The sequence below is a fragment of the Stenotrophomonas daejeonensis genome (assembly GCF_001431505.1).
Classification (GTDB): Bacteria; Pseudomonadota; Gammaproteobacteria; order Xanthomonadales; family Xanthomonadaceae; genus Stenotrophomonas; species Stenotrophomonas daejeonensis.
The window spans coordinates 107,339-134,065 of the sequence record NZ_LDJP01000016.1; the positions used below are offsets into that span (position 1 = coordinate 107,339).

The 26,727-nt window shown below is 69.8% G+C and carries 24 protein-coding genes; 9 read left to right on the top strand and 15 right to left on the bottom strand.

All coding sequences use genetic code 11. The features are described from left to right. The first annotated feature begins 57 nt into the window (after positions 1 to 57). Positions 58 to 1,800: an assimilatory sulfite reductase (NADPH) hemoprotein subunit gene (gene cysI / locus ABB34_RS03875; RefSeq protein ID WP_275452832.1), complete on the top strand. Its 1,743-nt coding sequence runs from the start codon at positions 58 to 60 to the stop codon at positions 1,798 to 1,800. Further along, positions 1,797 to 2,540: a phosphoadenylyl-sulfate reductase gene (locus ABB34_RS03880; protein WP_057639929.1), complete on the top strand. Its 744-nt coding sequence runs from the start codon at positions 1,797 to 1,799 to the stop codon at positions 2,538 to 2,540. Before cysI ends, ABB34_RS03880 begins: the two co-directional genes overlap by 4 nt. Before the next feature lie 24 nt (positions 2,541 to 2,564). Here ABB34_RS03880 and ABB34_RS03885 read toward each other — a convergent pair whose 3' ends face one another. The 4 genes from ABB34_RS03885 to ABB34_RS03900 form a co-directional block, all read right to left on the bottom strand. After that, the gene (locus tag ABB34_RS03885) at positions 2,565 to 3,005 is read right to left on the bottom strand and encodes a BLUF domain-containing protein (protein ID WP_161808888.1); all 441 of its coding nucleotides are present in this window, start codon (positions 3,003 to 3,005) and stop codon (positions 2,565 to 2,567) included. 79 nt (positions 3,006 to 3,084) lie between these two features. After that, complete coding sequence (locus tag ABB34_RS03890; protein WP_057639931.1) at positions 3,085 to 5,145, bottom strand: TonB-dependent copper receptor; 2,061 nt, start codon at positions 5,143 to 5,145, stop codon at positions 3,085 to 3,087. Between the two features lie 73 nt (positions 5,146 to 5,218). After that, positions 5,219 to 5,599: a DUF2946 domain-containing protein gene (locus ABB34_RS03895; RefSeq protein ID WP_057639932.1), complete on the bottom strand. Its 381-nt coding sequence runs from the start codon at positions 5,597 to 5,599 to the stop codon at positions 5,219 to 5,221. Positions 5,600 to 5,790: 191 nt separating this feature from the next. Then, entirely contained in the window at positions 5,791 to 6,774 is a 984-nt protein-coding gene (locus tag ABB34_RS03900; RefSeq protein ID WP_057639933.1) for a LysR family transcriptional regulator, read from the bottom strand. Positions 6,775 to 6,940: 166 nt separating this feature from the next. Between ABB34_RS03900 and cysG the strand changes: the two genes are divergently transcribed. The 3 genes from cysG (at position 6,941) to ABB34_RS03915 (ending at position 10,254) form a co-directional block, all read left to right on the top strand. Beyond that, positions 6,941 to 8,398: a siroheme synthase CysG gene (gene cysG, locus ABB34_RS03905; protein ID WP_057639934.1), complete on the top strand. Its 1,458-nt coding sequence runs from the start codon at positions 6,941 to 6,943 to the stop codon at positions 8,396 to 8,398. Positions 8,399 to 8,419: 21 nt separating this feature from the next. Further along, positions 8,420 to 9,379 (top strand): cysteine synthase A, encoded by a 960-nt coding sequence (cysK, locus tag ABB34_RS03910; RefSeq protein WP_057639935.1) that lies wholly within the window; start codon positions 8,420 to 8,422, stop codon positions 9,377 to 9,379. Positions 9,380 to 9,681: 302 nt separating this feature from the next. Beyond that, entirely contained in the window at positions 9,682 to 10,254 is a 573-nt protein-coding gene (locus ABB34_RS03915) for an O-acetyl-ADP-ribose deacetylase (RefSeq protein WP_057639936.1), read from the top strand. Between the two features lie 127 nt (positions 10,255 to 10,381). Here the strand turns inward: ABB34_RS03915 and ABB34_RS03920 are convergent, their stop codons facing one another. From ABB34_RS03920 to ABB34_RS03945, 6 genes are all read right to left on the bottom strand, one after another. Continuing rightward, a complete protein-coding gene (locus tag ABB34_RS03920) occupies positions 10,382 to 11,386 on the bottom strand; it encodes a class I fructose-bisphosphate aldolase (RefSeq protein ID WP_057639937.1) in 1,005 nt (334 codons plus the stop codon). 175 nt (positions 11,387 to 11,561) lie between these two features. Continuing rightward, the gene (pyk, locus tag ABB34_RS03925; RefSeq protein WP_057639938.1) at positions 11,562 to 13,028 is read right to left on the bottom strand and encodes a pyruvate kinase; all 1,467 of its coding nucleotides are present in this window, start codon (positions 13,026 to 13,028) and stop codon (positions 11,562 to 11,564) included. A 221-nt stretch (positions 13,029 to 13,249) separates the two neighbouring features. Continuing rightward, on the bottom strand, positions 13,250 to 13,894 hold the full coding sequence (locus tag ABB34_RS03930) for an HAD hydrolase-like protein (protein ID WP_057639939.1): 645 nt from the start codon (positions 13,892 to 13,894) through the stop codon (positions 13,250 to 13,252). Beyond that, complete coding sequence (locus tag ABB34_RS03935; protein ID WP_057639940.1) at positions 13,891 to 15,066, bottom strand: phosphoglycerate kinase; 1,176 nt, start codon at positions 15,064 to 15,066, stop codon at positions 13,891 to 13,893. The genes ABB34_RS03930 and ABB34_RS03935 overlap by 4 nt, the downstream gene beginning before the upstream one ends. A 155-nt stretch (positions 15,067 to 15,221) precedes the next feature. Further along, positions 15,222 to 16,595: a DUF3999 domain-containing protein gene (locus ABB34_RS03940; protein WP_057639941.1), complete on the bottom strand. Its 1,374-nt coding sequence runs from the start codon at positions 16,593 to 16,595 to the stop codon at positions 15,222 to 15,224. Further along, complete coding sequence (locus ABB34_RS03945; protein ID WP_338062545.1) at positions 16,592 to 19,279, bottom strand: DUF2339 domain-containing protein; 2,688 nt, start codon at positions 19,277 to 19,279, stop codon at positions 16,592 to 16,594. The genes ABB34_RS03940 and ABB34_RS03945 overlap by 4 nt, the downstream gene beginning before the upstream one ends. Before the next feature lie 352 nt (positions 19,280 to 19,631). Between ABB34_RS03945 and ABB34_RS03950 the strand changes: the two genes are divergently transcribed. Together ABB34_RS03950 and ABB34_RS15385 are read left to right on the top strand one after the other, a co-directional pair. Beyond that, positions 19,632 to 20,765: a PepSY-associated TM helix domain-containing protein gene (locus tag ABB34_RS03950; RefSeq protein WP_211258151.1), complete on the top strand. Its 1,134-nt coding sequence runs from the start codon at positions 19,632 to 19,634 to the stop codon at positions 20,763 to 20,765. Next, complete coding sequence (locus ABB34_RS15385; RefSeq protein ID WP_161808889.1) at positions 20,762 to 20,929, top strand: hypothetical protein; 168 nt, start codon at positions 20,762 to 20,764, stop codon at positions 20,927 to 20,929. Before ABB34_RS03950 ends, ABB34_RS15385 begins: the two co-directional genes overlap by 4 nt. A gap of 356 nt (positions 20,930 to 21,285) precedes the next feature. Here ABB34_RS15385 and gap read toward each other — a convergent pair whose 3' ends face one another. Next, complete coding sequence (gene gap, locus ABB34_RS03955; protein WP_057639944.1) at positions 21,286 to 22,287, bottom strand: type I glyceraldehyde-3-phosphate dehydrogenase; 1,002 nt, start codon at positions 22,285 to 22,287, stop codon at positions 21,286 to 21,288. Between the two features lie 241 nt (positions 22,288 to 22,528). Between gap and ABB34_RS03960 the strand changes: the two genes are divergently transcribed. Both ABB34_RS03960 and ABB34_RS03965 read left to right on the top strand, forming a co-directional pair. Continuing rightward, complete coding sequence (locus tag ABB34_RS03960; protein WP_057639945.1) at positions 22,529 to 23,173, top strand: OmpW/AlkL family protein; 645 nt, start codon at positions 22,529 to 22,531, stop codon at positions 23,171 to 23,173. A 146-nt stretch (positions 23,174 to 23,319) separates the two neighbouring features. Continuing rightward, positions 23,320 to 24,141, top strand: a complete 822-nt coding sequence (locus ABB34_RS03965) for a S1/P1 nuclease (RefSeq protein WP_083490049.1) — start codon at positions 23,320 to 23,322, stop codon at positions 24,139 to 24,141. Between the two features lie 165 nt (positions 24,142 to 24,306). On the opposite strand, the gene ABB34_RS03970 is transcribed toward ABB34_RS03965, so the two are convergent. The 4 genes from ABB34_RS03970 to ABB34_RS15520 form a co-directional block, all read right to left on the bottom strand. Then, positions 24,307 to 24,696 (bottom strand): hypothetical protein, encoded by a 390-nt coding sequence (locus ABB34_RS03970; protein WP_057639946.1) that lies wholly within the window; start codon positions 24,694 to 24,696, stop codon positions 24,307 to 24,309. Positions 24,697 to 24,883: 187 nt separating this feature from the next. Then, entirely contained in the window at positions 24,884 to 26,164 is a 1,281-nt protein-coding gene (locus ABB34_RS03975) for a TonB family protein (RefSeq protein ID WP_057639947.1), read from the bottom strand. Beyond that, a complete protein-coding gene (locus ABB34_RS03980) occupies positions 26,154 to 26,522 on the bottom strand; it encodes a BlaI/MecI/CopY family transcriptional regulator (protein WP_057639959.1) in 369 nt (122 codons plus the stop codon). Before ABB34_RS03980 ends, ABB34_RS03975 begins: the two co-directional genes overlap by 11 nt. Positions 26,523 to 26,540: 18 nt before the next feature. Next, on the bottom strand, positions 26,541 to 26,727 hold a 187-nt coding region (locus ABB34_RS15520; RefSeq protein ID WP_211258152.1), incomplete at its 5' end, for a hypothetical protein.

Genomic DNA, 26,727 nt, shown 5'->3' on the forward strand with positions numbered 1-26,727 from the left:
AGGAGCGCACCTTGGTGCGCGAGGGGCTTCACCGGGAAAGCTTCATCGCGCACCAAGGTGCGCTCCTACGAAAAACGCAGACAGCCAAAGACCATGAGCCACCCCTCCGTCGAAGACATCAAGATCAACAGCCACCGCCTGCGCGGCACCCTCGCCGAAGGGCTGCTCGACGCCACCACCGGCTCGCTGAACTTCGAGGACCAGCGCACCATCAAGTTCCACGGCAGCTACCAGCAGGACGACCGCGACCTGCGCGACGAGCGCCGCCGGCAGAAACTGGAACCGGCGCACCAGTTCATGATCCGCATCCGTGCGCCGGGCGGCGTGTTCACCCCGCGGCAGTGGCTGGGGCTCGACGAGATCGCCACCACCTACGCCAGCCATTCGCTGCGCGTGACCACGCGGCAGACCTTCCAGATCCACGGCGTCATCAAGCGCGAGCTGAAGGCGACGATGCAGGCGATCAACGCCGCGGCGATGGACACCATCTCCGCCTGCGGCGACGTCAACCGCAACGTGCTCGGCGCCAGCAACCCGTTGCAGTCGGCGCTTCATGCGCAGGTGCATGACTGGGCGCAGCGGCTGTCGCTGCACTTCAAGCCGGCCACCCGCGCCTACTACGAAATCTGGCTGGACGAGGAGAAGGTCGCCGAGAGCGGCGTCGAGCACGAGCCGATCTACGGCGACGCCTACCTGCCGCGCAAGTTCAAGATCGCCGTGGCGGTGCCGCCGTACAACGACGTGGACGTGTTCGCCAACGACCTCGGGCTGGTGGCCATCGTCGACGACGCCGGCCAGCTGGCCGGCTTCAACGTCGCCATCGGCGGCAGCATGGGCGCCAGCCACGGCATCGCCGCGCACTACCCGCGCATCGGCAACGTGATCGGCTTCGTCACCCCGGAACAGGTATTCGCCATCGCCGAGGCGGCGGTGACGGTGCAGCGCGACCTCGGCGACCGCGAGGACCGCAAGCACGCGCGCTTCAAGTACACCATCGACGACCACGGCTCGGACAGGATCGTGGCGATGATGGAAGCGCGCGCCGGCTTCACCCTGCAACCGGCGCGGCCGTTCCATTTCGAGCACAACGGCGACCGCTTCGGCTGGGTCGAGGGCGACAACGGCCTGTGGCACCTGACCCTGTCGCTGCCCAGCGGGCGCATCGCCGACACCCCCGGCCGCCCGCTGCTGACCGGCCTGCGCGAGATCGCCAAAGTGCACGAAGGCGAGTTCCGCATGACCTGCAACCAGAACGTCATCATCGCCGGCGTGCCGGCCGCGCAGCGCGCGCGGATCGACGCACTGGTGGCGCAGCACGGGCTGGACCGCGAGAACAACGCGCCCACCGCGATCGCGCGCAGCGCCGTGTCCTGCGTGGCCCTGCCCACCTGCGCGCTGGCGATGGCCGAGGCCGAGCGCTACCTGCCCGGCTTCCTCGCCGCGCTGGAACCGTTGCTGGACAAGCACGGCCTGCGCGAGGCGCCGATCCTGCTGCGCATCTCCGGCTGCCCCAATGGCTGCTCGCGGCCCTACCTGGCCGAGATCGCGCTGGTCGGCAAGGCGGTGGGCCGCTACAACCTGTTCCTCGGCGGCGACCACCGCGGCATGCGCATGAACACGCTGTACCGCGAGAACATCACCGAGCCGCAGATCCTCGAAGCGCTGGAGCCGCTGCTGGGGCGCTATGCCGCCGAGCGCGAAACCGACGAACGCTTCGGCGACTTCCTGCACCGCGCCGGCATCGTCGAACTGCCGCCCTACCCCACCAACCGCCAGGTTGCACTGGAACTGCACGCATGAGCGCCCTGTCCGTTTCTTCCTTCGCCGACGCCGATACCGAAACCGCCGCGCTGCCCGACGACCTGGCCGGGCCCAACGCGCAGCTGGAAACGATGGACGCCGGCCAGCGCGTGGACTGGGCATTGCGGCACCTGCCCGGCACCCACGTGCTGTCCTCGAGCTTCGGCGCGCAGTCGGCCGTGGCCCTGCACCTGCTGACCCGCCAGCGCGCGGACATCCCGGTGATCCTGGTCGACACCGGCTACCTGTTCCCGGAAACCTACCGCTTCGTCGACGAACTGAGCGACCGGCTCGGCCTGAACCTGAAGGTCTACCGCCCGCTGGTCAGCCGCGCCTGGATGGAGGCGCGCCACGGCCGCCTGTGGGAGCAGGGGCTGGTCGGCATCGAGCAGTACAACAACCTGCGCAAGGTCGAGCCGATGAAGCGCGCGCTGGAGGAACTGCACGCCGGCACCTGGTTCACCGGCCTGCGCCGCGGCCAGTCGGCCAGCCGCGCCGGCACGCCGATCCTGCAGAAGCGCGGCGAGCGCTGGAAGTTCAACCCGATCGCCGACTGGAACGACCGCGACGTGTGGAAGTACCTGAAGCAGCACGAGCTGCCCTACCACCCATTGTGGGAGCAGGGTTACGTCTCCATCGGCGACACCCACACCACCCGCCGCTGGGAGCCGGGCATGCGCGAGGAGGACACCCGCTTCTTCGGCCTGAAGCGCGAGTGCGGGTTGCACGAGGAAATCTGAGCGGCCGGCGGCAACGCCAGCGGGTCAATCATCCATCGCTTGCTGCCGTTCCCAGAACGCAAGCAGTTCGCGCAGGCCGGGCGGATTGCCGGCCAGGGCCACGTCCTCGCGCAGGTAGCCGGCTTCCTGCCGCCACTGCCGGCTGCTCAGTTCCTGCAGCACGCTGCCCTCGGTGTGGCTGCAGCCCATGTGCCAGCGGGTGAAATACAGCCGTTCCACCGGGCCGTTCCGCAGTTCCTCCAGTTCCACGTGCATGCGCGAGGCAAGGACGCGCGCGTAGATGCGCGCCACGCCGTCCTGCGGGCCTTCGAAATACTGGAAGAAGCGGTACCCGTCATGGAGCAACACGCCGGTGACGCCCTCCAGGCGATTGTGCGCGCGGGCATCGACCAGCAGGTGGTCCAGGTCGGCGGGCGTCAAGCCGGCCACGGCGACACTGACGTAGGCCACCGCATACTGCGTCATCTGCATTCTCTCCGGCCGGACCGGCCAAGCATGCCACAGGCGTCCCGCTGCCGGCCGACCGGCAGCGGGAGGAGCCGCGTCAGTAGCGGTAGTCCAGCTTCAACCACAGCGTGCGGCCGGGCTCGTTGATCCGCACCGGGTCGGCGGGGAAGCCGAAGTCGGCGCTGCCGGCCAGGTTCAGGTGCTCGGCATAGGCGCGGTCGAACAGGTTGTCGACGCCGGCACTGGCACGCAGGTGGTCGTTGATGCGGTAGGCGGCGTTGAGCGCGAAGGTGGCGAAGCCGGCGGTGGGGCCAAGGTCGCGGGCGACGACGTTGCCCGCGTCCAGCGCCACCCGGTCCTGCCGGGCCACCACGCGCAGCAGCGCGCCGGCCGACCAGCGTTCGCGTTCGTAGGCCGCGCTCAGGCGCGCTTCCAGCGGCGGGATCTGCGGCATCGCGCCACCGTCGCTGCGGTTCTCGCCCCACGCCCAGGCCAGCGTGCCGCCCAGCTTCCATGCCTCCTGCAGGCGCCATTCCACGCCGGCCTCGGCACCGGCGATGCGCGCATCGACATTGGCCGCGCGGGTGCTGTCGCCCATCATGCCGCCGCTGGAATAGGTGAACAGGATGTAGTCCTGCACGTACCCGGCATAGGCCGACACCCAGGCGCTGCTGCGCTTGCCGCGGAACTGCGCGCCGACGTCCAGCTGCGTGGTCTTCTCCGGCTTCACTCCGGCGAAGGCGTTGGCGGCGCCGGCCGGGCCGGCGTCGGCGGAGAACAGTTCCCAGTAGTCGGGCATGCGTTCGGCATGGCCGAGGCCGGCGTACCAGGTCCAGTCCTTGCCGTGGTCGCGCTCGTAGCGCAGGAAGCCGCTGCCGAGGTCTTCGCTGCGGGTGTGGCCGGCGGTCGGGTTGGACATGGCCATCATGCCGCTGGTCTGGCGCAGGTCGGTGGCTTCGGCATGGTCGATGCGCAGGCCGCCGATCCAGCGCGCCGGTCGCTCCTCGCCCAGGGTCAGTTCGGCGAATACGCCGCGGTTGTCGAGATCGGCATCGCGCGTCCACGCCTTCTGCTGCCACATCCCGCGCATGCCACTGCGCTTGCGGTGGCGGCTGTCCTGCGCGTCGATGCCGGCGACGACGGCCACGTCCTGCCAGCGCCATTCCGCGGCGATGCGTCCGCCGCGGGTGCGCCGCTCCACGTTCGAGGCCATCGCCATCGGCATGCTGCCGTGCGGGTTGGGTTCGCGCAGGCTGTAGTTGTCCATCACGTGGTCGGCGGTGTTGGCGTACAGGTTGGCCTGCAACTTGTCCCACGCGCCGGGCAGGTTGCCGCGCTCGAAACGCAGGCCGTAGCTGCTGCGCTTGAACGCCGCGCCATCCATGCCGCGGCCGGCATAGCGCGCCAGCGCATCGCCGGTGCCGGCGCTCAGCTCCAGCACGGTGTCGGCGTCGGGCGTCCAGCCGATGGCGGCATCGGCGTTCCACTTGCGCCAGCGCGAGGGCACCACGTCGCCGTTGCCGTCGCGGTAGTCGTCGGATTCGGAACGGTTGCCGTTCACCCGCACGTAGCCGGGGGCGCTGCCGAAGGTGGCGTCGAGCACCTGGTCGTTGCGGTTGTTGGAGCCGGCCAGCGCGCTGGCTTCCAGCTCCATGCCCGGCGCGCTGAAACGCGGGGTGTCGCGCTCGAAGCGCACCGTGCCGGCCGAGGCGCCGGCGCCCCAGCGCACGCTCTGCGGGCCCTTGATGACGGTGAGCCGGTCGAAGGTTTCCGGGGCGACGTAGGACAGCGGATTGTCCATCCGCGACGGGCAGGCGCCCATCAGGTTGCCGTCGTTGGTGAGGATGTTCAGGCGCGAACCGGACATGCCGCGCAGCACCGGGTCGCCATTGGTGCCGCCGTTGCGGATCGCGGAAAAGCCAGGGACGGTCTTCAGGTAGTCGGCGCCGTCGCTGGCCGGCACCGGCTGCCGCGGCAGGCTCGGGTCGGTGACCCATTGCAGCGGCGAGGACGGCGCGCTGGCGGTGACGACCACCGTTTCCAGGGTGATCGGGGAACCCGGCGCGTCGGCATGGGCCGCGGCCGGGAACAGGGCAAGCAACAGGCAGGAGGACAGGCACGCCGGTACGACCGGCTTGCGGGGGGAAGCGGGCAACATGGGATTCTCCGTGGGACACGGCCGCGCCACGCCATCGAGGGCGCAGGTCACGCGGCAAAAAAGGGAGGTGTCGTCAGGAGAAACGCGGCGGCCCGCGGGCCAGGTGCGCGGACCAGCGCAGGCTGGCGGGAACATCGACCCGGCGCGGCGAAAACGGTGCCAGCCGGTACGGCAGCGGCGCCAGCACCAGCAGCAGCGCCATCCACGGCAGCAGGCGCATGGCCAGCACGCAGTATTCGCAGGCTTCGGCGTGGTTGGCGTGGGGGCCGGCGGGCGCATCGTGCCCGTGCTCCGGCATCGACGGCGCGTGGCCGGCGTGATCCATGCCGGGCATTGCGTGCGACAGGTGTTCGGCCACCACCGCGGCCATCGCCACTGGTTGCGCCTGCAACGCGCGGCTGACCAGCGGCGCGAGCACCATCAGCAGCGTCGCCACCACGGCGAGCCGGGACATCCAACGGTGCAGGGGCAGTGAACGGATCACGCCGCGATTTTAAGCTGCCGCTCCATTCACCCACGTGCGACACATCGCCGCAGCGGGCGGCGAGGAACGAATGGAGAGGAACGGGGAACGAGGGAAGGAAGAAGCAAGGACATCGCGCAAGCGCTTCAATCCACAGCTTTTTCTTCCAGTCGTTGCTGGCTTCAACTGGTGATGGTCTGGGTCAGTTCTTCCCAGCTCGGCGGCGGCGGCCAGCCGGCTTCTTGATTTCCGTCAAGTACCCGGCGCAGGTCGCGCTTGTCGATCTGCGGGGCAAGCACGTGCACCAGTTCCAGCGCGTAGTCGCGCAGCACGCGCTCGCGCGGCAGCACCGCCCAGGCGATGCACTCGGGCACCGCGTCCGGCGCCGGCCATGCGCGCAGGTCGACATCGTTGCTGTTGACCGCCATTTCCGCCAGCAGGCCCACGCCCAGGCCGGTGCGCACGTAGGTCTTGATCAGGTCGGCATCGAGCGCGGTCAGGGCCAGGTCCGGTTCCAGCCGCTTGGCGGCGAAGGCGCGGCGCAGCGAGGAATTGGGACGGGTGGAGGATTCGTAGCTGATCAGCGGATGCGCGGCCAGCGCGGCCATGTCCGGCACCTTGCCGGCGCGGTCGAGCGGGTGGCCCTTGGGCACCACCACCAGCCGTCGCCAGCGGTAAAGCGGCACGGCGATGCCGGTGGTCGGCTCGCTGCCGGCGGTGCTGACGATGGCCATGTCGGCGTCGCCCTGGCCGAGCAGGTCCAGCGCGTCGCTTTCGGCGGCCTGCTGCAGGTGCACGCTGACCTGCGGGTAGGCCTGCTTGATCCGCGCCACCGCCGGCGGCAGCACGAAGCGCGCCTGGGTGTGGGTGGTGGTCAGCACCAGCTGGCCGTGGCTCTCGCGGCGCTGGTTGGCGGCATAGGTGCGGATGTTGTTGGCCTCGGCCAGCACCGCTCGGGCGCGGCCGATGACTTCCTCGCCGGCCGGCGTCACCGACTCCAGGCTGCGGCCCTTGCGCACGAACAGCAGGAAACCCAACTCGTCCTCCAGCTGCTTGAGCTGCTTGGACAGCCCCGGCTGGGTGGCGTGCACGCGGGTCGCCGCCAGCGTGATGTTCAGCTCGGCGTCGGCAATGGCGACCAGGTAGCGCAGTTGGGTGAGGGTCATCGCAGGGTCGGGGGATAAGGCCGCTCGGAAAGGATGATGAATGTAGGCCAGATTGCCCCCACCACTTATAACCGAAAGGAATCTGAATGGCGGCGCAAGTCATTTCCGGGTGTTCCGGTGCGGGGCTACGGTCATCGTCCCTTCCACCCACCCTGCCCTTGCCGCCTTGAACGCCCCCCTGTTTCCGTTGTTCGCCGATCTGAACGGCCGCGCCGTGCTGGTGGTCGGCGGAGGGGCGGTGGCCGCACGCAAGGTCGAGGCGCTGCTGCATGCCGGCGCGCGGCCGCGGGTGGGCGCACCGGAACTGGCGCCATCGCTGCGCGCGCTGGCCGACGCCGGGCGCATCGAATGGCTGCCCGGGCGCTTCACCCCCGACTGGCTGGCCGAGGACATCTGGCTGGTGGTCGCCGCCACCGACGACGTCGCGGTCAACCAGGCCACCGCCAGCGCCTCCGGGGAACGGCGGCTGTTCGTGAACGTGGTCGACGACGCCCAGTTGTCGCGCTTCCACCTGCCGGCGGTGGTCGAGCGCGGGCCGCTGCAGATCGCCATTTCCAGCGGTGGCGGCGCGCCGATGGTGGCGCGCCACGTGCGTCGCCGCATCGAGGAACTGTTCGACGACAGCTGGGGCCGGCTGACCGAACTGCTCGGCCGCAAGCGCGCGCACATCCGCGCCCGCTTCCCCGATACCGCCGCGCGCCGCCGCTTCTTCGACCGCCTGCTCGAAGGCCCGCTGCCGGGCCTGCTGCGCCGCGGCCAGCGCGCCGCGGCGGAAGACGCGCTGCGCCACGCACTGGCCGGCGAAGCCCCTGCCGCCGCCGGCTCGGTGATGCTGGTGGGCGCAGGCTCCGGTGACCCCGGCCTGCTGACGCTGGGCGCGCTGCGCGCGCTGAACCAGGCCGACGTGATCCTGCACGACCGGCTGGTCAGCGCCGAGGTGCTGCAACTGGCGCGGCGCGACGCCGAGCGCATCGAGGTCGGCAAGTCCGCGCGCGGCCACAGCACGCGGCAGGAACACATCCACGCGCTGATGCTGGAGCACGCCCGCGCCGGCAGGCGCGTGGTGCGGCTCAAGGGCGGCGACGCCTTCGTGTTCGGCCGCGGCGGCGAGGAACTGCAGTTCCTGCGCGCCCACGGCATCCCCTATGAAGTGGTGCCCGGCATCACCGCGGCGCTGGCCTGTGCCGCCCACGCCGGCATCCCGCTCACCCACCGCGACCACGCCCAGCAACTGCGGCTGGTCACCGCGCACTGCAGGGATTCGCTGGACACGCTGGACTGGCCGGCGCTGGCCGCGCCGCGGCAGACGCTGGTGTTCTACATGGGCGTGGCCGCGCTGGCGCACATCCGCACGCAGTTGCTCGACGCCGGCCTGCCCGCCGCCACGCCGTTCGCACTGGTGGAAAACGGTTCGCGCGCAGAGCAGCGCGTGGTCACCGGGCAGCTGCGGCAACTGGCCGAGGCGGCCGAACGCCACCGGGTGCAATCACCGGCGCTGCTGGTCGTCGGCGACGTGGCCGCGCTGGCCGACGAGCTGCACTGGTTCGGCGACGCCCCGCTGCACGCGGCCGCCCCCTCACTTTCCGCACCCACGACGACGCCGACACTGGCCGACGCCGCCTGATCCCATCCCCAGGAGAACCTCATGGCCATCTACAACAGCATCCTCGACACCATCGGCAACACCCCGATCATCAAGCTCAACCGCGTGGCCCCGGCCGGCGTGGACGTGTACGTCAAGGCCGAGTCCTTCAACCCCGGCAGCTCGGTCAAGGACCGCCTGGCGCTGGCGATCGTGCTCGACGCCGAGCAGCGCGGCCTGATCAAGCCCGGCGACACCATCGTCGAGGCCACCTCCGGCAACACCGGCGTGGCGCTGGCGATGGTCGCCGCCGCGCGCGGCTACAAGTTCGTCGCGGTGATGACCGAGACCTTCTCGATCGAGCGCCGCAAGGCGATGCGCGCCTATGGCGCCAAGGTCATCCTGACCCCGGCCGCCGCGCGCGGCACCGGCATGGTGGAGAAGGCGAAGGAACTGGCCGACAAGCACGGCTGGTTCCTGGCCAGCCAGTTCGCCAACCCGGCCAACCCGGCCTACCACCGCAACACCACCGCCGCCGAGATCCTGCGCGACTTCGCCGGCAAGCGCCTGGACTTCTTCGTCAGCGGCTGGGGCACCGGCGGCACCCTCACCGGCGTGGGCGAGGTGCTGAAGGTCGCACGCCCGGATACCCGCATCGTCGCCACCGAGCCGGCCGGCGCATCGCTGCTCAAGGGCGACGAATGGAAGCCGCACAAGATCCAGGGCTGGACCCCGGACTTCGTGCCGGAAGTGCTCAACCGCGCCGCCTACGACGAACTGCGCTCGGTGCAGGACGAACGCGCCATCGAGACTTCGCGCCGGCTGGCCGCCGAGGAAGGCATCTTCGTCGGCATCTCCGCCGGCGCCACCGCCGCCACCGCGCTGGAGCTGGCCGCCGGCGCTCCGGCCGGCACGGTGATCCTGGCGATGCTGCCCGATACCGGCGAGCGCTACTTCTCCACCCCGCTGTTCGCCGATGTCAACGAAGGCTCGGACGACGACTGGCTGGCCGGCCTGCCGTAAGCCACGGTTTCGACCACCGGGGATTCCCCGGCGGACCGCACCGCGACCGGGGGACGCCCCGGTCATCCCCGGTGCCCGCGGCTATTCCATCCCCCGCATTTTCTGCTGCATCCCATGTTCCTCCCCCGGTACGAAGGCCGCCCCGCGCGGCCTTCGTGCTGTCCGCCGCGCGGAAATCCGCGCGTGCTGGCGACCGCCTTCCGTCGCAGCTGCCGAGACCCTTCGCGGGCAGACTTGCCGCCCGCGAAGGGCGCCCCTGCCCTCACGTTCCGCTCACCTCACGGCACGGGAAGATCAGCGCCATGAACATCGACATCCGGCAAGGCGACATCACCACCCTGGCCGTGGACGCCATCGTCAACGCCGCCAACGAAAGCCTGCTCGGCGGTGGCGGCGTCGACGGCGCCATCCACCATGCCGCCGGGCCGGGCCTGCTGGCCGAATGCGCGCGCCTGCCGGAACTGCGCCCGGGCGTGCGCTGTCCCACCGGCGAGGTACGCGCCACCGCCGGCCACGCACTGCCCGCACGCCACGTGTTCCACACCGTCGGCCCGGTCTGGCACGGCGGCGGCCGCGACGAGGCCGCGTTGCTGGCCAACTGCTACTGGAATTCGCTGCAACTGGCCGAACGGATGCAGCTGGAGTCGATCGCCTTCCCGGCGATCAGCTGCGGCGTCTATGGCTACCCGCTGCATCAGGCCGCCAGCATCGCCGTCACCGAGACCGTCACCTGGCGCAGGAGCCACGCCCGCCCGCTGCAGATCATCCTGGTGGCCTGGAATACCGCCACCTTCAAGGCCTACCAGCAGGCACTGGCGGTGGCCGGGCAGGCCGACGCCTCGTCGCCGCAAGCAATCCCACTGTTGCTTCCGTAGGTGCGAGGCTCGCCTCGCACGGGGCCTTGCCAATGAAGCCCCATGCAAGGCAGGCCTCACATCCACGACGCCAATGAAAACGCCGGCACGAGGCCGGCGTTTTCACTCATGCATAAACAATTGGCGATCAGCCTTCCCACTTGCCCAGCGCGGCCAGGCCATTCTCCCTGGCGCGCTCGTACACGGTCTTCTGCGCGGCGTCGTAGTTGCCCTTCATGTCCTTGGCCCACAGCTTCAGCGCGGCCTGCTGCATCGCGCGGCCGTAGGAGAAGCTCAGCGGCCACGGCAGCCTGTCGAGCTGGTTCATGGCGTTCAGGTGCGCGGTGGACTGCTCGTCGCTCTGCCCGCCGGACAGGAATACCACGCCCGGCAGGATCGCCGGCACGGTGCTCTTCAGGCACATCACCGTGGCCTCGGCCACCTCCTCGACGTCGGCCTGCTCGTCGCAGTCCTTGCCGGAGACGACCATCGAGGCCTTCAGGATGGTGCCTTCCAGCAGCACGTTCTGCTGGTACAACGCGTCGAACAGCGAGCGCAGGGTGGCTTCGGTGACTTCGTAGCAGGTCTCGATGTCGTGGTCGCCGTCCATGATGACTTCCGGCTCGACCATCGGCACCAGGCCGCACTCCTGGCACAGCGCGGCATAGCGGGCCAGCGCGTGGGCGTTGGATTCGATGCAGGTGCCCGACGGGATGCTCTCGCCGATGTTGATCACCGCGCGCCACTTGGCGAAGCGCGCGCCGAGCTTGTAGTACTCCTGCAGGCGCTCGCGCAGGCCGTCCAGACCCTCGGTGACCAGTTCGCCCGGGCAGCCGGCCAGCGGGTGCGCGCCCTTGTCCACCTTGATGCCCGGGATCATGCCGTGGTCGGCCATGTACTTGGCGAACGGCACGCCGTCGCGGGTTTTCTGGCGGATGGTTTCGTCGTACAGGATCGCGCCGGAGATGTGCTCGTTGAGCTTGGGCGTGGTCAGCAGCAGTTCGCGGTAGGCGCGGCGGTTCTCTTCGGTGTTCTCGATGCCGACGCTGGCAAAGCGCTTGGCGATGGTGCCGGTGGATTCGTCGATGGCGATGATGCCCTTGCCCGGGGCGACCATTGCCTGTGCGGTTTCAGCCAGCAGTTCGATGCTCATGAAGTTCCTGTCACGGGGTGCGGAGAAACCCGGATTATAGCCCGCACCCATCGTGGGCCAGCCGTGAGGCTGGCCTGGAAACGCTTACACCCTGTCCGCGCGGGACAGAATTTGTCCTTGGCGTGTCCGGTAGTGCCTGCCGACCAACGGTCGGGCGTACCGAGGCGAGTGTCGCTTACAGCTCGCCCAGGCCGTTGGCATGGCCATCGCTGCCCACTTCCAGCAGCCGCAGGGTGTTGGTGGCACCGTGGGTTTCCATGTGCTCGCCGCTGGTGAACACCACGCGGTCGCCGACCTCCAGCAAGCCGGCCTCGACCAGCAGGCGGATGCTGCCGCGCGCGGCCTCGCGCGGGGTGAAGCCGCGGCTGTCGAAGTTGATCGGGAACACGTCGCGCATCAGCGCCATGCGCCGGCGCGCGCTGTCGTGGCGGGTCACCGCGAACACCGGCGCCTTGGCACGGAAGCGCGACAGGTAGCGCGCGGTGCCGCCGGATTCGGTCATCGCCACGATCGCGCGCACGCCCACGTGCTGGGACAGGAACATCGTCGCCATCGCGATGGCCTGGTCGGCGCGCTCCAGATTGCGCGGCGAGGCGTTGAAATCGGTGTCGATCTGGAACTGGCGCTCGGCGCCGAGGCAGATGCGCGCCATCGCCTCGACCGCCTTCACCGGCCACGCGCCGGCGGCGGTTTCGGCCGACAGCATCACCGCGTCGGTGCCGTCGATGACCGAGTTGGCCACGTCCAGCACCTCGGCGCGGGTCGGGATCGGGCTTTCGACCATCGACTGCAGCATCTGCGTGGCGGTGATGACCACCTTGTTGTGCGCCAGCGCGGCCTTGATGATTTTCTTCTGCAGGCCCGGCAGTTCGGCGTCGCCGATCTCCACGCCGAGGTCGCCGCGCGCGACCATCACCACGTCGCTGGCCTCGACGATCTCTTCCAGGTTCTCGATGGCCTCGGTACGCTCGATCTTCGACACCAGCGCCGCGTCGCAGTCGTGCTGGCGGGCGACGGCGCGGGCGTCGTGCATGTCCTGCGCGTTGCGGCAGAACGAGACGGCGATGAAGTCCACGCCGATCTTCGCCACGATGCCGATCAGTTCCTTGTCACGCTCGGTCAGCGCGCCCAGCGACAGGCCGCCGCCCTGCTTGTTCAGGCCCTTGCGGTCGGACAGCACGCCGTCGTTGAGCACGGTGTTGACGATGCGCTCGCCCTGCACTTCGACCACCTGCAACTGCATCAGGCCATCGTCGAGCAGCAGCACGTCGCCGGGGGCCACGTCCTGCGGCAGGCCGAGGTAGCTCACGCCGACCTGGGTGGCGTCGCCCGGCGCGGCGTTGGCGTCGGCGATCAGGTCGAAACGGTCGCCGGCCTTGAGCTGCACCTTGCCTTCGGCGAAGCGCTCGATGCGGATCTTCGGCCCCGGCAGGTCGGCGAGGATGCCCACCTCCACGCCCACGCGCTGCGCGGCGGCGCGCACTTCGGCGGCGCGCTTGGCCTGGCCGGAGGGATCGCCGTGGGAGAAGTTCAGGCGCACCACGTTGACGCCGGCGCGGAACAGATCGTCCAGCACCCCGGGGGCGTCGGTCGCCGGGCCGAGGGTGGCGAGGATCTTGGTGCGGCGCTGGCGTTCGATCATGGCGTGCTGTCTCCGTATGGAACCGGCGAAAGTAGCACATCCGTTGCATGACAACGATGTCGCATACGATTTCAGGAGACACCATTCGCGCTGTCCGGGAGACAGCCGGGACAGGCCATCCGGACAGTGTCCTGACAGGACAACCGCAGGTCGGGGCCATGCCCCGACGCTTGATGTTCGGATGCACGGAGCGTCGGGGGCATGGCCCCGACCTACGGCGATCAGGCCGACAGCAGTCCCTGCAGTTCCAGCGGCGTCGTGGCCAGCACGTCAGCACCAGCCGCCTGCAGTTCCTCGCGGCCGCCGAAGCCCCACAGCACGCCGACGTTGCGCATGCCGTGGTGGCGCGCGCCCTCGATGTCCATGTGCCGGTCGCCGATCATCCGGCACCGGGCCGGCGGCAGCGACAGCCGGCGCAGCGCCTCGGCGATCAGCTCCGGCTTGTGGCTGCGCGAGCCGTCGGCGGTGGCGCCGACGATGTTCTCGAAGCAGCCGCCGAACGGCAGGTGCTCGACGATGCGCCGCGCATGCGGTTCGTTCTTCGCCGTCACCACCGCCAGCCGGTGGCCGGCCGCGTGCAGGCCCTGCACCACTTCGCCAATGCCGGCATAGATCTCGTGCTCCTGCCAGCCGAGCACGTCGAAACGCTCGCGGTACAGCTCCACCGCCTGCTCCACCCGCGCCGCGTCGCCGAACACCGGGGCGAAACTGGTGCGCAGCGAGGGGCCGATCCACTTGCGCAGTTCGGCCATCGCCGGCACCGGCTGCCGCATCTTCTCCAGCGCATGGGCCACGCAGCGGGTGATCCCGACGGCCGAATCGATCAGGGTGCCGTCGAGGTCGAAGAACAACACGTCGCGGCTCACGCGCCGCGGGCCTCCAGCGCTGCCACCGCCGGCAAGGTCTTGCCCTCCAGGAACTCCAGGAACGCGCCGCCGCCGGTGGAGATGTAGCTCACCTCATCGGCGATGCCGTACTTGTCCACCGCCGCCAGCGTGTCGCCGCCGCCGGCGATCGAGAATGCACTGGAGCCTGCGATCGCGCGCGCCAGCGCTTCGGTGCCCTTGCCGAAGGCGTCGAACTCGAACACGCCGACCGGGCCGTTCCAGACCACGGTGCCGGCCTTGGCGATCAGCCCGGCATAGCGCGCGGCGGTGGCCGGGCCGATGTCGAGGATCATGTCGTCGGCGGCCACTTCGCCCACCGGCTTGACCGTGGCCGGCGCGTCGGCGGCGAACGCCGGGGCCACCACCACGTCGCTCGGCAGCGGGATTTCGGCACCGCGCGCCTTGGCATCGGCGTCAATCCTGCGCGCGGTGTCGAGCAGGTCGTTCTCGACCAGCGACTTGCCCACGCCGTGGCCCTCGGCGGCGATGAAGGTGTTGGCGATGCCGCCGCCGACGATCAGCTGATCCACCTTGCCGACCAGGCTGGACAGCAGTTCCAGCTTGGTGCTGACCTTGGAGCCGGCGACGATGGCCAGCAGCGGCCGCGCCGGGTTGGCCAGCGCCTTGTCCAGTGCGTCCAGCTCCGCCATCAGCAACGGGCCGCCGGCGGCGACCGGGGCGAAGCGGATCACGCCGTGGGTCGAGGCCTGCGCGCGGTGCGCGGTGCCGAAGGCGTCCATCACGAACACGTCGCACAGCGCGGCGTACTTCTTCGACAGGGTTTCGTCGTCGGCCTTCTCGCCGACGTTCATGCGGCAGTTTTCCAGCAGCACGATCCTGCCCGGTGCGACATCGACGCCCTCCACCCAGTCCTTGACCAGCGGCACCTCGACGCCGAGCAGTTCGGACAGGCGCGCGGCCACCGGCGCCAGCGAATCGGCCTCGCTCCACACGCCTTCCTTCGGCCGGCCGAGGTGCGAGGTGACCATCACCGCGGCCCCCTTTTCCAGCGCCAGCTTCAGCGTCGGCAACGAGGCGGTGATGCGCTGCTCGGAGGTGATGCGGCCATTGTCGATGGGGACGTTGAGGTCTTGCCGGATCAGGACACGCTTGCCGGAAAGGTCAAGGTCGGTCATGCGAACGATGGACATGGCAGCACGGCTCCGTGGCGGTGGGGAAACCGCGATTCTCGCCCGCGCCGCCAGCGCGGGCAAACCGGCACCTGCCCCCGGTAATGCCGGCCGCTGGCCGGGGCAGCCCCGTGAACCTTCGGCGGAGTCCCGCAGTTGCCGGCCAGCGGCCGGCACTACCCGGCTTGCCTGCCGCGCAGCAGGCTGACGGCAAAACCGGCCACTGCCAGCGCCCCCGCCACCAGCACCGCCCACAGCACCAGGTTCTTCCAGTCGCGCGGTGCCGGCGCCGGCTGGTAGGCGGCATCGCCGGCGCGCTGCACGCCGGTACCGAGGCTGGCGGCGGCCGGCTGCCACTGCGCGCCATTGCGGGTACGCAGCGCGGCCAGCATCGGATCGAGTGCGGCCGGACTCTCAATGGCGTTGGCGCTGCCGGCCACCAGCAGGTACGGCGCGCGGCCCTGCGCCAGGAACACCACGCTGCCGGGGCGATAGCCTAGGCGCAGTACCGGGGCCGATGACGGCAGCCCGCCCGGTTCGGCCTGCAACCGCCACTGGTGGTCGTCCACCGTGCCGGGGATTTCCAGCGGCGCCGAACGCTGCTGCCCACCTGCTTCGCTCAGGTTCCAGGTGTTCCAGCCGCGGGCCAGCACCCGCCAGACGGGAGCGTCGCCATCGGCTGCCGCGCGGTCATCGTCGCGGCTGGACACGGTCCAGCCCATCGCGCTGTTGGTCGGCAGCACCACGTCCAGCCGCTGCACCGGGAAGCGTCCCTGCAGGCGGTACAGGTAGCCGTCCTTGCCATCGCCACCGGCCTCGGCCTGCAGTTCCTGCCACTGCCAGTCACCGGTGTCGACCGCATCGTCCATTTCGCCGGCGATGCCGCGCAGGCGCGGCGCACCATTGCGTTGCAGCGGCACCAGCCGCAGGTAGCGCAGCGATGTCGCCACCTCGATGCGGTTGCTGCGCAGTTCGCGCTCCCGGTTGCGCAGCTGCACCAGCCGCACCTGCGGGTCCAGCACCTGCCAGCCGCGCAGGTCGTTGCTGGCTTCCAGCCGGTAGCCCAGGTCCAGCGTCGCGCCGGCATCGTCCCATTCCACGTCCAGCGCGCGCAGCTTGCCGGCGTCGTTGCCCAGGTCGAGCAGCCACGCCGGGTCCGCGGCAGCGGCCGCGTTGGAGGCCGCCACCGCGTTGCGGATCGATACCACCCTGCCACCGGCATCGCGCTGCACCACCACGCTCAGGTCGTCGCCAGCGGCAACCGTTGCCGGCGGCAACGCGAACCATTGCAGCGCCTGCCGGCGCAGCGGCCCCGGCAACGGCGTCGCCGCCGCATACGCCACGCTGGGTACCGGCTTGCCGTCGGCGTCGAGCACGCGCACGTCGCGCAGGTCGCGCCAATGCGCAGCCTGATGGACCGACGCATCCAGCGGCACGCGGTAGGCGCCGGCATCGGACCGCGACAGCTGCAACGGCCACTGCCGCGCAAAATCATCATTGGCCTGCGCCGCCAACGGCAGCAGGGCCAGCACCAGCAGGCGCTTGATCATGCGGAAGTCTCCTCGTTGTCCGCGGTAACCGGCACCCGCCGCGGCGGCGCCGGCGCCAGCCAGCCGACCAGCGTGCACAGCAGGCCATAGGCGATGAACGCGCCGATGCCAAGCAGGTCGCCCAGGTTGCCGCGGTCGATCAGCAGCAGCTTGGCCAGCACCACGCCCATCAGGATCGCGCCGGCCAGCCACAGCCCCCACTGCCCGCGCCGCGAGCCGGTCACCCAGCCGAGCACGCCGAGCAGGCTCCACACCACGGTCAGGCTGGTCTGCGCGAGGCGGGTGTCGAGCAGGCGTCCGTTCCACGGCTCGCCGCCCCAATGGTGCACGGCGCGCAGCGTCATCACCGTCACCAGCACCAGCGCGGCCAGTGCCGCCCCCACCCACAGCCACGGCGGCGTGTGTTCGTCGCGGCCCCGCCACAGGCACATCGCGGCCAGCACCAGCACCGCCACCTGCACCAGTTCCAGCGGATTGAGCAGGGCGACCCACGGCAGCGGCGTCGCGGCCGCAGGGTTGCCCAGCGACAGCAGCCACCACACGCCCAGCACCGCGAACACCGTCACCTGCAGCACCGTGCGGTAGCGGTCGAATGCGTCGCCCAGCGGCTGCGCCAGCCAATGCCAGCGGCGCATGGACAGCCACGCCAGCAACAGCCACGGCAGCGCCAGCAGCATGCCGACCCAACCGCCGGCCAGCTCGAAATGGCGGCCGACATGCCAGGCCAGCAGCGAGAACACCGTCGGCCACAGCAGCCACCATGCCAACTGCGCCAGCCCGGCGACGGCATCGCCGGCCACGCGCAGGCACAGCAGGCTGCGCACGCCCAGCACCGCGAACAACAGCCACGTCCATGCACCGATGCCGGCAAACGGCTGGCCGTCCCGGGCCACCTGCATGAACGCCAGCGGGAACGCCAGCAGCAAGCCGCCCAGCGTGGTCAGCGACAGGGCCAGCGCCGGCCGGCGCCGGTGCACTTCGGCCGCCAACCAGCCGGTGACACCCAACAGCAGCAACAGCCCGTGCAAACGGCTGTTCGGCTCGACGAAGCGCTCGATTTCGGTGGCGACGTTGCCCAGCCACCACGCCAGGCCCCAGCCATAGGCCGCCACCGCCAGCGGCGCGTTGCCGGCATTGCGGTACAGCCATGCGCTGACCAAGCCGGCCAGGGCGATCAGCAGCGCGCCCATGAACGCCGCATTGGCCACGGCCACCACGCCGCCGTGCATGCCGGCAACGCCTATTGCGAAAGCGAACGCCGCCGCCAGTTGCAGGCCGATGCCGGTCCAGCGCGCCAGCCGGCGCTGCTGCATCAACCCCAGCCACACCAGCCCGGCACCTTCCAGCGCGAACACCGAGGCGGTGGCCTTGGCCGACAACGCCAGCGGTACCGCCAGCGTGGCGAAGCCCACCGCCAGGATCGCGTAGCCCTGCGCCAACGTATGCAGGCGCCCGCGCCCCAGCAGCAAGCGCGCCAGCACCGCATACAGCGCCGCCACGCCCAGCGCGCACAACGCCAGCGGCATGCGCTCGCCCTGCAGCAGGCAGGCCTGCAGCGAAAACGCCACCAGCGGCGTGCCGAACAGCAGGCAGCCGTCGATGCGCGCGCTGCCCTCCGTTGCCGCCTTGCGCGCGTACAGCAGCGGCAGCAGCAGGTAGAAGGCGAAGAACAACAGCAGGAACGGCTCGGTGCTGGCGAACCTGGCCGGCGAATACTGCAACACGCCCCACGCCGTGCCGATGCCCCAGGTGAAGGCGAAGCCGAGCAGGTTGAGGACGCGCCACGGCCGCACCCAGGCGATGGCGAAGATGCCGGCGTTGAGCACCGCGTAATACGAGAACAGGCCGACGTGGTTGCCGCTGCCGTCGGACAGCCAGACCGGTGCCATGAACCCGGCCAGCACGCCGAGGATGGCCAGCGTGCGCGACTCCTGCAGTACCGCCATCACGCACAGCCCGGCGATCAGCACCACGCTGATCGCGAACGCCGGCAGCGCGTCGATCATGCCGTAGTTCTTGAACGCGGCGAACACCACCAGCAGCAGGATGCCGATCATGCCGCCCTGCATGGCCAGCGCGAAGCTGCGGTGACTCTCGCGCCTGCGCCAGGCGAACACCAGCCCGGCCAGTGCCGCGGCGCTGATGCCGGCCAGGCGCAACGCCATCGGCACGCTCAACCAGCCCGCATCGCTGGCGTATTTCAGCAGCGCCGCCACGCCGGCCAGCATCACCAGCATGCCGACCTTGATCGGCACGTTGCCGGAGGTGAACCACTGTTTGACGCGCTCGACGCCACGCTCGATGAAATTCGGCTCCGGCGGTTCCGGCGGCGTCCAGGTCGTCCGCTGCCGGTATTCCGGCTCGGTGCGGGCCGCGGCGGGACGGGCTGGGCGCTCCGGCAACGGCGGCAATGGCGGCGGGGGCGCCACCGCCGCGGGTGCGGGCGTTTCCGGCTCCGGCACGGCCGGCCCGACGGCCTCCACGACCACCATCGGCTCGGCCACGGCGGCAGCCCGTGGCGAAACCGCCGCGGTGGCGTCCGACTCCCCGGCCCGGTGCGCGAACGCCTCTTCCAGCGCCGCCACCCGCCGCTTCAGCGCGGACACCGATACCAGCGCCATGACCAGCAGCACCGGCACCGCCAGCAGCAGGGCCACCACCAGCAAACCCAGGACCACCCACATCTCGTCCATTCCTCGTCCTTGTCCCCGCGGGGTGCCGCACATCCTTGACGGCATGCCCCGGAAACGCAAGACGGAAAGCGCCCGCCAACGGCAGCAACCATGCGCGATCGGCGCCGGCGTGCCCGGAGCGGCCCCGGGCATCAGGCGCGGCCGGAAGCAAGGAAACGACCAAGGGTGCAGGGCTTTCCCCGGTACGGCCGCACCCCGGATAAAACGAGAATTGTTTTCATTTACAATCCACACCCTCGCCAACCTCCATCCCTGCCGAGGGTCCCGTGCCGCACGTTCCCGCCATGCCAACCGGTTGCCTTCCCGCGCCAGCGCCGGCGCGATTCGCCCGGTGATGGCCGCCATGACCCCGCATCGCCCGACCCGCTGGTATCGCCTGAACCTGTGGCTGCACCGCTGGTGCAGCCTGGTGGCGACGCTGCCGTTCCTGATCCTGTGCCTGACCGGCACGGTGCTGATCTTCCACGAGGAAATCGACGCGGCGATGGGCGTGGTGCCGGCCAGCGTGGACGACGCGCGCCCGCGGATGCCGTTGCAGGCGTCCATCGACGGGATACTGGCGGCCAACCCCGGCGAGCGCGTGGCCAGCATCGGCATCGACCCCAAGGAACACCCCGGCCTGTTGCTGCTGGTGACGGTGCCGACGCAGGCGCACAAGTTCGAGGACATGAAGCTACGCTTCACCGAACTGGCCACCGCGCTGCCGACCGAACACGCCTTCGACCCCACCTCCACCCTCACCGGCTTCCTGCTGGAACTGCATGCGCACTGGTTCCTCGGCGTGCCGGGCGAGCTGATCGGCACGCTGATCGCGCTGCTGGTGCTGATTTCGCTGCTGTCGGGCGTGGTGGTCTACTGGCCCTACGTGAAGAAGGTCGCGCTCGGCCTGCTGCGGCGCGGACGCGGGCCGCGCCTGCGCCAGCTCGACCTGCACAACCTGATCGGCGTGGTGGTGCTGGGCTGGGCACTGGCGGTCAGCCTGACCGGGTTCCTGCTCGGCTTCGGCACCGTCGCCACCAGCGCCTGGTCGTACACCGCCTTCGCCGAACTGCGCGGCCAGCACGACGACGCCGCGGTCGATGCACGCCGGCCGCCGGTGGACGCGGACATGGCGATGGCGGCGGTGCAGCGCCAGCTTCCGCCGGACTGGCACATCGCCTCGCTGATCTTCCCCGACACCGAGTTCTCCACCCGCCACCACTACACCGCGCTGGCGGTCGGCCCTTCCGGGCTGGAAGGGCGCCTGTACCGCGTCGGGCTGGTGGACGCCGGCAGCGGCGAGGTCGTCAAGTTGACCGAAATGCCCGGCTACATGAAGGCCATCGTGCTGTCGCAGCCGCTGCACTTCGGCGACTACGGCGGCCTGCCGTTGAAGATCCTGTGGACGCTGTGCACGTGGCTGACGCTGTTCATCACCGCCAACGGCGCATGGCTGTGGTGGGACCGGCGCCGCAGGCGCAAGGCGGGTGCGCGATGACCGGCGCGCGCGCGATGTGGCTGGTGGTGGCGCTGGCGCTGGTGTCCGTCGCCGGCATCGTCGGCATGCTGCTGGCCGAAAGCGGTTGGGACGGGCTGTTCTTCGCGATGACGGCGCTGCCGCTGGCGGCCGGACTGTGGTTTTGGCGACGGGCTGGCGGCTAGCCGGCAGGCACTACCGAGGTCACACGTAGGTGCCGGGCTCGCCCGGCACGGGGCGTGACCGGTAAAGCCCCATGCGGGGCAAGCCCCGCATCTACGCAGAACCATGCAACCGGTCAGTGCAATAAACCCGGTGGGTGCCGACCGTTGGTCGGCACTATCGCTCTCGCATGAAACCCACCGGCGCTGCACGCCGTTGCCCGGCCAACGGTCGGGCACCACCGATGCCGCAAACAAAAAACCGCCGGGAGCGGTTTTTGACATCGCTTGTCGATGGCCCGAAGGGTTGCCGCCACGGACGGCGGCAACAAAAAAGGGTGCCACTGGCACCCTTCTTCGTCATCCAACCGTGCTGCGGATCAGGCCGCGACCACGCGCACCATTTCCAGGCACTTGTTGGAGTAGCCCCACTCGTTGTCGTACCAGCTGACCAGCTTGACGAAGGTGGAATCCAGCGCGATGCCGGCGTCGGCGTCGAACACCGAGGTGTGGGTCTCGCCGCGGAAATCGGTGGCCACCACCTTGTCCTCGGTGTAGGCCAGCACGCCCTTCAGCGCGCCCTCGCTCTGCGCCTTCACCTCGGCGCAGATCTCGGCGTAGGTGGCCGGCTTTTCCAGCTCGCAGGTCAGGTCGACCACCGACACGTCCGAGGTCGGCACGCGGAAGCTCATGCCGGTGAGCTTCTTGTTGAGCTCCGGGATCACCACGCCGACGGCCTTGGCCGCGCCGGTGCTGGACGGGATGATGTTCTCGAGGATGCCGCGGCCGCCGCGCCAGTCCTTGTTGGACGGGCCATCGACGGTCTTCTGGGTGGCGGTGGCGGCGTGCACGGTGGTCATCAGGCCGCGCTTGATGCCCCACTTGTCGTTGATCACCTTGGCCAGCGGCGCCAGGCAGTTGGTGGTGCACGAAGCATTGGAGACGATGGCCTGGCCGGCGTAGGTGGCGTGGTTGACGCCGTACACGAACATCGGCGTGTCGTCCTTGGACGGGGCCGACAGGATCACCTTCTTCGCGCCGGCATCGAGGTGCTTCTGCGCGGTTTCCTTGGTCAGGAACAGGCCGGTGGATTCGATCACCACGTCCACGCCCGCCTCGTCCCACTTCAGGTTGGCCGGGTCGCGCTCCTGGGTCAGGCGGATCTTCCTGCCGTTGACCAGCAGGTGGCCGCCCTCGACCGCCACGTCGGCCTTGAAGCGGCCGTGCACGGAGTCGTACTTGAGCATGTAGGCCAGGTAGTCCGGCTCCAACAGATCGTTGATGGCGACGACTTCGATGTCGCTGCCGAAGTTCAACACCGCCGAGCGCAGCACGTTGCGCCCGATGCGACCGAAACCGTTGATGCCGACCTTGATTGCCATGTTCGAGAACTCCTGCGGCCGCAGATGCTGCGGCGGGGTGGAAGGGGACCCGCATTGTAGCAGCCGGGCCTGCCCGGCTGGCTTGCCCGGCTGGCCGCGGCGCACATGACGAAAGCCGCGTGCGGCACACGCGAAATCATGAACCCGTTCTGAGTGCAAACGCCCGTTTGATCCGGATCAAGGCGAGCGCGCGGTGCCGTGCGGAGACTGGCTCCACCCCACCACGCAATGGAAACACGCAATGCGCAAGACCTCCGCCCTGCTGCTCTCCGGCCTCGCCGCCGCCATGACCCTGGCCGCCGCTCCCGTCATGGCCCAGTCCAAGGGCGACTGGACGCTGGGCGTTGGCGTCCACGCCGTCGACCCGAAATCCGACGCGGGCGACCTCGACGGCTCGGCGCTGGGCCTGGGCGCGTTGCCGACCAAGGTCGACAGCGATGTCAAGCCGACCGTCACCGCCGAGTATTTCGTCGCCGACAACCTCGGCATCGAGGTGCTGGCGGCGTTGCCGTTCAAGCACGACGTGAGCATCGACGGCGTCGGCAAGGTCGGCCAGACCAAGCAGCTGCCGCCGGTGGTGTCGCTGCAGTACCACTTCACCAACGGCAGCAAGGTCACCCCGTTCGTCGGCCTCGGCGTGAACTACACCAAGTTCTTCAGCACCGACGCCAAGGGCGCGCTGGAAGGCACCCGGCTCAAGCTGGAAGATTCGTGGGGCCTGGCCGCCCATGCCGGCCTGGACTTCGCCGTCAGCGAGAAGGGCGCGCTGCGCGTGGACCTGCGCTGGGCCGACATCGACACCCGGGTGAAGGTGGACGGCAACGCGCTCGGCACCGCCAGCATCGACCCGCTGGTGTACGGCGTGGCCTACGTCTTCAAGTTCTGATCCACCGGCACCCTCCCGCCATCGCGGGAGGGTGGCTTCCCCCCGGGCCTGCATGCGATCCGCCGCGAGCCAAGCGCGACGGGGGCGCATGCAGGCCCGCCTCTTTCGGCACATGGCTGCGATGATGCCGCCGCTAGAATGCGGCGATGAATACCGCCACCCGCCTTCCCGTCTTTTTCTCCGGTCTGGTCCTGGCCGCAACCGCCCTGCTCCCCGCGCCGGCCTCGGCTTGGGGCGCGCAGGGCCACCGCCTCGTCGCGCGCATCGCCGAAACCCGGCTGGAGCCGCGTGCGCGGGCCGAAATCGACCGCCTGCTGGCCACCGAGCCCCGTGCGACATTGGCCGGCATCGCGCCGTGGGCCGACCAGTTGCGCGCCGAAGACCCCGACCTGGGCAAGCGCTCGGCCGGTTGGCACTACGTCAACATGGCCGAGGACGACTGCATCTACGACCCGCCCAAGCATTGCCGCGACGGCAACTGCGTGATCGAGGCGTTGAAGGCGCAGAGCGCCCGCCTTGCCGACCCCAGCCTGTCCGACGCCGAGCGCTTGCAGGCGCTCAAGTTCGTCGTGCACCTGGTCGGTGACATGCACCAGCCGATGCACGCCGGCTACGGCCACGACAAGGGCGGCAACACCTACCAGCTGCAGTTCAGCGGCCGCGGCACCAACCTGCACTCGCTGTGGGACAGCGGCATGCTCAACACGCAGAAGCTGGACGACGACCACTACCTGCAACGCCTGCTGGCCCTGCCTGCCCCGGCCGGCATCGCCGTGCCGGACCTGCAACGCGACCCGGCACGCTGGGCCGAACAGAGCTGCCGCATCGCCATGCGGCCGGGCGTCTACCCCGCCGGGCACACCGTGGGGGATGCCTACGCGGACAACTGGCGCCCGGTTGCCGAAGCGCAGTTGCGGCTGGCCGGCGAACAGTTGGCGGCGCTGTTGAACGAGCTGCTGGGCCCGTAGATGCGGGGCTTGCCCCGCATGTGGCCTTGCCGGGAAAGCCCCGTGTGGGGCAAGCCCCACACCTGCCCAGCGCGACAAGCGCAGATTCCTCGTGGATGCGGGGCTCGCCCGGCATGAAGCTTTCCCGCTGAAGTCCTTACCGGGCGCCCGCGGCCGCATGCTCCATCAACGCGGCGGCCTGCCCACCCGCACCTGCGCCTGCCCCTGCACCACCTCGAAGGTGAACGCATAGGGCAGCGTCACCGGCACTTCCTCCACCTGCGCGGCGCCGGTGCAATCCCCTGCCGTCACCGGCACGGTGCCCGGGGCGAAACGGCAGATCGCCGCCGGGCGGAAGCGCCAGCCGCGCACGGCATCGGCCGCGGCCTGCAACAGCGCCCCGTTGCGCGCCTCGTTGCCCGCGCCGCACTGGCTGTGCGCCAGCAAGGGGAAACCGCGCTGCACCTGCCCCCGCGCATCGACGACGACGTTCAGGCATACCGTCACCGGTGGCAGTGTTTGCCGCGACGCGGTGGCCGGCAATTCCGGCAACGGCGCATGCAGCGGCTCGGGCATGCGGAACACCTCCCTCCCCGACAATTCATAGGGCTGCACCTGCCCCGCCTGCCCGCCTGCCCGCCGGCGGATTCCGGCGCCAGCAGGCGCTGGCCGATGGAGGAAACAGGTTCGGCTTCCTCCACCATCGGCGACGTCGCGCAGCTCGCCAGCAGCAGCGCCGGCAGCACCATCGACAAACGCATGCTCAGCTTCCGCCATTTGCACCGGCGTGGTCGGCATCCTCGTCGAGGTCGTACCAGATCGGTACCCGCACCTTGCCGGCCACCGGCTCGCCGTCCTTCATTGCCGGGGTGAATTTCCACTGCTTCGCGGCGGCCACCGATGCGGCATCGAACACGCCCTGCGGCTGCGCGCTTTCCACCCGTACGTCGGTGGGCGTGCCATCGGCAGCGACCTCCACGACCAGCACCACCTTGCCGGTGATGCCGTTCTGGTAGGCCTCGCGCGGATAGGACGGCGGCGGCATGCGGTCGACCACAGGAATCTGCGCCGGGGTTCTGGCGAATTCGGGCTCGACCGAAATCCTCCCTTTGTCGGGCACCGCACTCCCTGCATCCTGCGCCACGGCTTCCATCGGCTTGGCCGGCTGCGCCGCCCAGGCCGCATAGCCCACCATCGACGACAGGCCTGCCGACAACAACACCATCGCCAACCACTGCTTTTTCCCTGGAACCGGACGCTTCAACATGGCAATACGCTCCTTCAACGGGTGGTGGTCCTGCCAGTGGCAACCCACCGGCAGGGGAGATTCCGCCAGCCCGGTCTTGAGCATGGCGTTGGCATAACTGCGGCGTGCGCCATCGCCCCGGGCGATCACGCGCTCGTCGCAGGAAAGCTCCTGGTCCTCGCGGCAGCGGCGCAACGCCAGCGGCAGCAGCGGGTTGAACCAGTACAGGCACTGCAGCAGCGCCAGCAGCGCATTGATGGCGATGTCGCCGCGGCGCAGGTGCACCCGTTCGTGCAGCAGCACCAGTTGCCGCTCGCGGTCGCTGTAGCGCTGTTCGAAGCCGGCCGGCAGCACGATCCGCGGCCGCCACAGGCCGACCACCGCCGGCAAGCCCGCGGTGCTCCGCGCCTGCCACAGGCCGTCGTCGCGGCGCCGCAACCGGCCGAGCCCGCGCACGAAACGACGCTGCTGGCGCAGCAGCCAGAGGGCGACCGACGCTGCGCCAAGCAGCCAGAACGCCCCCAGCAGCAGCGGCCACGGCAGCATCCGCGCACCCGGTTGCAAGGCCAACACGTCGGCCTGCATCAGGTTGCCGACCGCCGCCATCGCCACTGCCTCGACGCGGGGCGCCGGCAACAGCACCGCCACCAGCGCCACCGGCACCGCCAACCACAGCAGGTAGGCGGCACTGGCGCCCAGCCAGCGCCGCACCGGTACGCGCAGCGCCAGCACCAGCGCCATCGCCGCGCTGCTGGCCAGCGTGGTTTCCAGCAGCAGGCGCAGGACGTCAGCGTTCATCGTCGAGCTCCTCCAGCAGCCTGCGCAGTTCGGCCACGTCGTCGCGGCTCAATTTCCGGTGCTGGCTGAAGTGCGCCACCAGCGGCGCGACGCGGCCGTCGAACAGGCGTTCGAGCAGGCTGCTGCTTTCCTCCAGCACCCAGTCCTCGCGCGCGACCTGCGGCGAGTACAGGTAACGCCGCCCATCCTTCTCCGCGCTGATCGCGCCCTTGTTGAGCAAGCGGTTGAGCAGGGTCTTGATGGTCGGCTCGGCCCAGTCGCGCCCGGCCAGCGCGGCGACCACTTCATCGGCCGCAAGCGGATGGTTCCGCCACAACACCTCCATCACCACGGCTTCGGCAGCACTGATCTGGATCATCATTTACGTCCGTAATTTTTATTGATTACACGGGTAAACGAAACAGGTGTCAAGCCTCCTGCCCATCAGCGGGAAAACGCATGGCAGCGCGAACGGCGCCGCGCCGAGGGTCAGGTCAGGATGGATGACAAAGCCGGCAACAGCCGCACGCGTTCCCACGGGAACGGCTTCACAGCTTTCCGGGAACCTGATTAGCACGAACTCT

Excerpts from the sequence above, each read along its gene's own strand:
- ABB34_RS03950 (WP_211258151.1), top strand. The coding sequence starts at position 19,632 with ATGACCCCGCATCGCCCGACCCGCTGGTATCGCCTGAACCTGTGGCTG.
- ABB34_RS03945 (WP_338062545.1), bottom strand. The coding sequence starts at position 19,279 with ATGTGGGTGGTCCTGGGTTTGCTGGTGGTGGCCCTGCTGCTGGCGGTG.
- ABB34_RS03960 (WP_057639945.1), top strand. The coding sequence starts at position 22,529 with ATGCGCAAGACCTCCGCCCTGCTGCTCTCCGGCCTCGCCGCCGCCATG.
- ABB34_RS03975 (WP_057639947.1), bottom strand. The coding sequence starts at position 26,164 with ATGAACGCTGACGTCCTGCGCCTGCTGCTGGAAACCACGCTGGCCAGC.
- ABB34_RS03970 (WP_057639946.1), bottom strand. The coding sequence starts at position 24,696 with ATGCCCGAGCCGCTGCATGCGCCGTTGCCGGAATTGCCGGCCACCGCG.
- ABB34_RS03895 (WP_057639932.1), bottom strand. The coding sequence starts at position 5,599 with ATGTCCCGGCTCGCCGTGGTGGCGACGCTGCTGATGGTGCTCGCGCCG.
- pyk (WP_057639938.1), bottom strand. The coding sequence starts at position 13,028 with ATGATCGAACGCCAGCGCCGCACCAAGATCCTCGCCACCCTCGGCCCG.
- ABB34_RS03980 (WP_057639959.1), bottom strand. The coding sequence starts at position 26,522 with ATGATCCAGATCAGTGCTGCCGAAGCCGTGGTGATGGAGGTGTTGTGG.
- ABB34_RS03900 (WP_057639933.1), bottom strand. The coding sequence starts at position 6,774 with ATGACCCTCACCCAACTGCGCTACCTGGTCGCCATTGCCGACGCCGAG.
- ABB34_RS03880 (WP_057639929.1), top strand. The coding sequence starts at position 1,797 with ATGAGCGCCCTGTCCGTTTCTTCCTTCGCCGACGCCGATACCGAAACC.
- ABB34_RS03890 (WP_057639931.1), bottom strand. The coding sequence starts at position 5,145 with ATGTTGCCCGCTTCCCCCCGCAAGCCGGTCGTACCGGCGTGCCTGTCC.
- ABB34_RS03920 (WP_057639937.1), bottom strand. The coding sequence starts at position 11,386 with ATGAGCATCGAACTGCTGGCTGAAACCGCACAGGCAATGGTCGCCCCG.
- ABB34_RS15385 (WP_161808889.1), top strand. The coding sequence starts at position 20,762 with ATGACCGGCGCGCGCGCGATGTGGCTGGTGGTGGCGCTGGCGCTGGTG.
- cysK (WP_057639935.1), top strand. The coding sequence starts at position 8,420 with ATGGCCATCTACAACAGCATCCTCGACACCATCGGCAACACCCCGATC.
- ABB34_RS03965 (WP_083490049.1), top strand. The coding sequence starts at position 23,320 with ATGAATACCGCCACCCGCCTTCCCGTCTTTTTCTCCGGTCTGGTCCTG.
- ABB34_RS03885 (WP_161808888.1), bottom strand. The coding sequence starts at position 3,005 with ATGACGCAGTATGCGGTGGCCTACGTCAGTGTCGCCGTGGCCGGCTTG.
- ABB34_RS03940 (WP_057639941.1), bottom strand. The coding sequence starts at position 16,595 with ATGATCAAGCGCCTGCTGGTGCTGGCCCTGCTGCCGTTGGCGGCGCAG.
- gap (WP_057639944.1), bottom strand. The coding sequence starts at position 22,287 with ATGGCAATCAAGGTCGGCATCAACGGTTTCGGTCGCATCGGGCGCAAC.
- ABB34_RS03915 (WP_057639936.1), top strand. The coding sequence starts at position 9,682 with ATGAACATCGACATCCGGCAAGGCGACATCACCACCCTGGCCGTGGAC.
- ABB34_RS03935 (WP_057639940.1), bottom strand. The coding sequence starts at position 15,066 with ATGTCCATCGTTCGCATGACCGACCTTGACCTTTCCGGCAAGCGTGTC.